Raw genomic sequence first — 5821 nt, 5'->3', positions numbered from 1 at the left:
GCAGCAGCGGGATCGCGATCATCTGGAAGGTCGTCTTCAGCTTGCCGAGAAAGTTAACGGCCACGCTCTTCGACGCCCCGATCTGCGCCATCCACTCGCGCAGCGCCGAGATGGTGATCTCGCGGCCGATGATGATGAGCGCGACGATGTCCGACACGCGACCCAGCGCCAGCAGCACCAGCAGTGCGGCAGCCACCATCAGCTTGTCGGCCACCGGATCAAGGAACGCGCCAAACGCGGAAGTCTGGTTCCAGCGACGCGCCAGAAAACCGTCGAACCAGTCGGTCAGGCTCGCGACAATGAAGAACACCGCAGCCGTCAGGTTCTTGGCGGGCAGCGCCATCCAGGTGTCCGGCACGTAGAACACACCCACCACCAGCGGGATCATGGCCACACGCAGCCAGGTCAGGAGGATCGGGAAATTGAAAGGCATGGCAAATCGAGAGGGCGACCGCCGCGCCAAGTCATGCGCCGGCGCGGCAAGATGGGGCATTGTCGCCGATCAATGCAGTTGACGGTAGATTTCTTCGGCCAGGGTCTGGGAGATGCCGTCCACCGTGGCCAGCTCGTCGACGCTCGCGGCCACCACGCCACGCAACCCGCCGAAGCGCGCCAGCAATCGCTGCCGCCGCTTGGCGCCGATACCCTCAATCTCTTCGAGCCGCGACGTGTTGCGCGTCTTGTCGCGCTTGGCGCGCATGCCGGTGATGGCGAAGCGGTGCGCCTCGTCACGAATCTGCGCGACCAGCATCAGCGCGGCGCTACCCTGCCCCAGTTCCAATGACGGCCGGCCGTCGGCAAACACCAGCGTCTCCAGGCCGACCTTGCGCCCTTCCCCCTTGGCCACGCCGACCAGCAGGCCGATGTCGAGGCCCAGCTCTTCGAACACCTGGCGCGCGACTTCCACCTGCCCCTTGCCGCCGTCGATCAGCACGATGGCGGGCATGTTGGGCGTGTCCTCGCCAGCCTGCTCGACGATCTTCTGGTAGCGCCGTGTGAGCACCTGGCGCATGGCAGCGTAGTCGTCGCCGGGGGTGATGCCCTGGATGTTGTAGCGGCGGTATTCGCCGTTCTGCATGGCGTGGCTGTGGAAGACCACGCACGAGGCCTGCGTGGCCTCGCCGGCGGTGTGGCTGATGTCGAAGCATTCGACGCGCAGCGCGGCGAGGTCTTCGAGATCCATGCCGATGGTCTCGGCCAGCGCGCGCGTGCGGGCTTGCTGGCTGCCTTGCTCGGAGAGCCGTCGCATCAAGGACAGCTCGGCGCCCTTCTCCGCCATCTCCAGCCACGCACGGCGCCCGCCCTGCGGCTGGCGCACGACCGACACCCGGCGCCCGGCCTGCTCGGCCAAAGCGTCGATCAGCTCGGTCGCATGAATTGGATGGCTGACCACCAGCACCGGCGGCACGAACTGGTCGAGATAGTGTTGCGCAACGAAGGCTTCGAGGATGTCGCTGGCCATGCGCTCCGGATCGCGCGGCGCTTCCGCCGTGGCCTCGCCTTCCACATCCTCGCCGACGATGGCGGCGCCCTCCTCCACGTGCGTCGGGAAGTAGGCCTTGTCGCCCAGATGCCGGCCGCCACGCACCATCGCCAGGTTGACGCACGCGTGCCCGCCCTTGATGGCCACCGCCAGGATGTCGATATCGCTCGCGTGGCCGACCTCTTCCACCGACTGCTGCTTGAGCACCGTCGACAGCGCGCCGATCTGGTCACGCACGGCGGCGGCCTGCTCAAACTCAAGCGCAGCGGAGTGCCGCAGCATCTTGTCCTCCAGCGTCTGCATGACCTCGTCCTGACGACCTTGCAGGAAACCGGCGGCGTTGGCCACGTCACGGGCGTAGTCCTCGGGGCGGATCGCCTGCACGCACGGGCCGCTACAGCGGTGGATCTGGTGCAGCAGGCAGGGGCGCGTGCGGTTGTTGAAGACGGTGTCTTCGCACGTGCGCAGCTGGAACACCTTCTGCAGGATCTGCATGCTCTCGCGCACCGCATGCGCACTCGGGAACGGGCCGAAGTACTGGTGCTTGCGGTCCGTCGCGCCGCGGTAGTACGCCATGCGCGGGTAGGCGTGCTGCGTAAGCTTGAGGTACGGATACGACTTGTCGTCGCGGAACAGGATGTTGTAGCGCGGCGCCAGTGCCTTGATGAGGTTGTTCTCGAGCAGCAGCGCCTCGGCCTCGCTGCGCACGACGGTGGTGTCGATGCGCGCGATCTTCGCCACCATCATGGCGATGCGCGGCGACAGCAGCGTCTTGTTGAAGTAGCTGGAGACGCGCTTCTTCAGGTCGCGCGCCTTGCCTACGTAGAGCACGTTGCCCTGCGCGTCAAAGTAGCGATAGACACCCGGCAGGTTCGGCAAGCGCGCGATGTGGGCCTTGGCGTCGAACTCAGGTTCGCTCGGCTCGGCGGCCTGGGGCGATGCTGTGTCGGCGCTCTGCGGCGTCTCGGGGGTGTCAGGGGGCGTAGGGTTGGACGGCATGGTGTTCGCGGTCTCGGAGGCCGTCAGTGTAGAACAAGCCGCCGACTACAATATCGCCCCATCCTCCTCCCTGCTTTGCCGCATGCGCTCCATCACCTCCTGGGATCTGTTCTGCCGCGTCGTCGACAACTACGGCGACATCGGCGTGTGCTGGCGCCTGGCCCGACAGCTCACGCAGGAGCACGGCCACACGGTGCGGCTGTGGGTGGATGACCTGCGCGCGTTCGAGAAGCTCTGCCCCGCCGTCGACGTGACCGCCGATGCGCAGCGCGTGTCCGGCGTCGACATCCGCCACTGGGGCGACGATGCCCAGATGGCCGCGTTGCTGGCCGCCGATGCGCACCCCGCGCCGCATGACGTGGTGGTCGAGGCCTTCGCCTGCGCTGCCCCGGAGCCGATGCTCACGCATATGGCCGAGCAAGCAGCTCAAGGCTCGGCGCCGGTCTGGATCAACCTGGAATACCTGAGCGCAGAAAACTGGGTGGCCGAATACCACGCGATGCAATCGCCCCATCCGCGCCTGCCATTGGTCAAACACTTCTTCTTTCCGGGCTTTGCACGCAACACCGGCGGCGTGCTGCGCGAATCGCACCTCGGCGCGCAGCGCGCGACGTTCACAGCCAGCCCGACGGCTCACCAGGCGCTGTGGCACCGCCTCGGGGTGGACGACCTGATGCGCGAGAACCCCGACGCCTTGCGCGTGAGCCTGTTCGCGTACGCCAACCCGGCGCTGCCGACGCTGGTCGCCCAATGGGAAGCCTCGCCCCAGCCGGTGATCTGCCTGGTGCCCGAGGGCCTGGCGGCTACGCAGATCGCCGAGCTACTCGGCAACGCCGGAGCCGCCAAGGCGGGCGCCCGCTGGACGTGCGGCCAACTGACCGTCGCCGTGGTGCCGTTTGTGCCGCAAGAGCACTACGACCCACTCCTGTGGGCGTGCGACATCAATTTCGTGCGCGGCGAAGACTCCTTCGTGCGCGCCCAATGGGCCCTGCAGCCTTTTATCTGGCACATCTACCCGCAAAGCGACGACGTACACGTCACCAAGCTGGACGCCTTTCTGGCGCGCTACACGGCCGCCCTACCCCAAGCGGACGCCGATGCGCTCGTCGCGTTCTGTCACGCCTGGAATGGCGCGCCAGCGTCACTCAACTGGGCTGACTTGATGGCCATCACACCCCGCCTGCGCGCACGCGCCGTCACGTGGGAGCAAAACTTGATGCAACTCGGCGATCTCTCCGCGAATTTGGTAGCGTTTTGCGAAAAACAGGTAAAATAACGGGCTAATCTACATGCGGCCCCGGCCCTGACCTGGTTCGCGCGACACGAGGGTATCGCGCGGTGCTTCGTTGCTTGGCGCGCATCGAACCCTCTTACTCTCAGGAAATGTGAAATGGCTTTGAAAATCGCGCAAGAACTCCGCGCTGGCAACGTGTTTATGTGGAAGGACGAGGCGATGGTTGTGCTCAAGACCGAGTACAGCCGCTCCGGCCGTTCGGGCGCCGTCGTCAAGATGAAGTACAAGAACCTGCTGACGGGCGCAGGCGGTGAGTGGGTCTTCAACGCCGACGACAAGCTGGACCAGGTCATCCTCGACAAGAAGGAGGCCGATTACTCCTACTTCGACGGCACGATGTACGTGTTCATGGACCCGGTCAGCTACGAGCAATACAACGTTGAGCCCGCCGCCATGGGCAGCGCGCTGAACTATCTGCAAGACGGCATGAAGGTGGAAGTGACCTTCTACAACGAGAACGCCATCTCGGTGGAACTGCCGACCACGGTTGTCCGTGAAATCATCTACACGGAACCGGCCGTCAAGGGCGATACGTCGTCGGGCAAGGTCCTGAAGGGCGCCCAGATCAACGAGAACGCAGATTTCGTGATCCAAGTGCCGCTGTTCTGCAACACCGGCGACAAGATCGAAATCGACACGCGTACGGACGAGTACCGCAGCCGCGCCAAGTAAGCTGGCGCCGCATCAACAAAAAAGGCAGCCTCGCGCTGCCTTTTTTGTTGCCTGCGAAAAACGGACGGACCCGCTGCCCGCCCCTCCCGCTGATACCTTACGCGATCAATCGCGCCTCACGCAGCGTGCGCAGCGCCTGCCGGTAGGCCGACTGCTGCAACAGCTTCGACCAGTCCTTCAGCGCCTTGCCGCCGAACAGCCGGCGCACGCGCCGCTGCGAGGCCTTGCCCATCGTGACATCCAACTCGTTGAGGAGCTTGTCGGCCTTGTCCGGCGCATTGCAGATCAGCACCATGTCGCAGCCGGCCGCCAGCGCCGCGCGCGCACCGTCGACCACCGTACCGGCGACGCTCGCGCCTTCCATGCTCAGGTCGTCGCTGAAGATCACGCCGTCGAAGTTGTAATGCGCGCGCAGCATGTCCTGCAGCCAGAAGCGCGAGAAGCCGGCCGGGTTCGGATCGACCGCCGAGTAGATGACGTGCGCCGGCATCACCGATTGCAGGCCGAGGCCCATCCAGCCGTAGGGCTGCGCGTCGTCGTCGAGGATGGCCTGCAGCGGACGATCATCCACCGGCACGGCGACGTGCGAATCGGCCTGGACGTAGCCATGGCCAGGGAAGTGCTTGCCGCAGTTGGCCATGCCGGCCAGGCGCAGGCCCAGCGTCAGGTGGTTGGCGAGCATCGTCACCACGCGCGCGTCGCGGTGGAACGCGCGGTCGCCGATCACGCTGCTGGTGCCGTAGTCGAGGTCGAGCACGGGCGTGAAGCTCAGGTCGATGTCGCAGGCACGCAGTTCGGCAGCCAGCACGTAGCCGCAGGCGGTGGCGGCGCGGGTGGCGGCCAGCACATCGCGATCCCACAACTGACCCAAGGCGCCCATCGCGGGCAAATGCGTGAAGCCGTCGGTCTTGGCGCGCTGCACGCGGCCGCCTTCGTGGTCGATGCAGATCAGCACATCGTCGCGCACGGCGCGGATGGCGCGCGTGAGCGCCGTCAGTTGCGCGCGCGATTCGAAATTGCGCGCGAACAGGATCACGCCGCCCGTGAGCGGATGGGCAATGCGGCGAACATCGTCCGGACCGAGTTCGAGGCCGGCCACGTCGAGGACGATCGGGCCGGGGCGCTTTTGCAGCTTGGCGGTGGAATTCATGCGGTGGGTTTCGTTTGCAACTCGGCAACGGCGAAGGCGACTGCATAGTCGCGCTCGTCCGTCACGCTGATCTGGAGATGGAGGCCGCGCTGTGCGATCCAGTCGGCCAGCTCGCCGCTGTAGCGCACGACCGGCTGGCCGGACGGCAGGTTGAGCGTCTGCACCGCGCGCCACGTCATCGGCCAGCGCATGCCCAGGCCGATGGCCTTGGACACGGCTTCCT

6 protein-coding genes are annotated in these 5821 nt (G+C 65.9%); 2 read left to right on the top strand and 4 right to left on the bottom strand.

Going from position 1 to position 5821, the window contains the following annotated elements; genetic code table 11:
• Positions 1–433: CDP-diacylglycerol--glycerol-3-phosphate 3-phosphatidyltransferase (gene pgsA / locus QZ609_RS23770; protein ID WP_295500114.1), on the bottom strand; the 433-nt coding region annotated here is incomplete at its 3' end.
• A gap of 69 nt (positions 434–502) precedes the next feature.
• Positions 503–2482: an excinuclease ABC subunit UvrC gene (gene uvrC, locus QZ609_RS23765; protein WP_295500112.1), complete on the bottom strand. Its 1980-nt coding sequence runs from the start codon at positions 2480–2482 to the stop codon at positions 503–505.
• Between the two features lie 82 nt (positions 2483–2564).
• On the opposite strand from uvrC, the gene earP reads away from it, so the two are divergent.
• The gene (earP, locus tag QZ609_RS23760) at positions 2565–3758 is read left to right on the top strand and encodes an elongation factor P maturation arginine rhamnosyltransferase EarP (protein ID WP_295500110.1); all 1194 of its coding nucleotides are present in this window, start codon (positions 2565–2567) and stop codon (positions 3756–3758) included.
• Positions 3759–3878: 120 nt separating this feature from the next.
• A complete protein-coding gene (efp, locus tag QZ609_RS23755) occupies positions 3879–4448 on the top strand; it encodes an elongation factor P (RefSeq protein ID WP_295500115.1) in 570 nt (189 codons plus the stop codon).
• 97 nt (positions 4449–4545) lie between these two features.
• Here the strand turns inward: efp and nagZ are convergent, their stop codons facing one another.
• Complete coding sequence (gene nagZ, locus QZ609_RS23750) at positions 4546–5598, bottom strand: beta-N-acetylhexosaminidase (protein WP_295500108.1); 1053 nt, start codon at positions 5596–5598, stop codon at positions 4546–4548.
• Positions 5595–5821 (bottom strand): holo-ACP synthase (locus tag QZ609_RS23745; protein ID WP_295500106.1); only part of this gene is annotated, 227 nt, incomplete at its 5' end. The genes nagZ and QZ609_RS23745, both read right to left, overlap by 4 nt.

This window comes from uncultured Ralstonia sp. (assembly GCA_913056305.1).
In the GTDB taxonomy this organism is placed as follows: Bacteria; Pseudomonadota; Gammaproteobacteria; order Burkholderiales; family Burkholderiaceae; genus Ralstonia.
The sequence above is the reverse complement of the archived record's forward strand: the minus strand, read 5'-3'. Positions and strand labels throughout refer to the sequence as shown.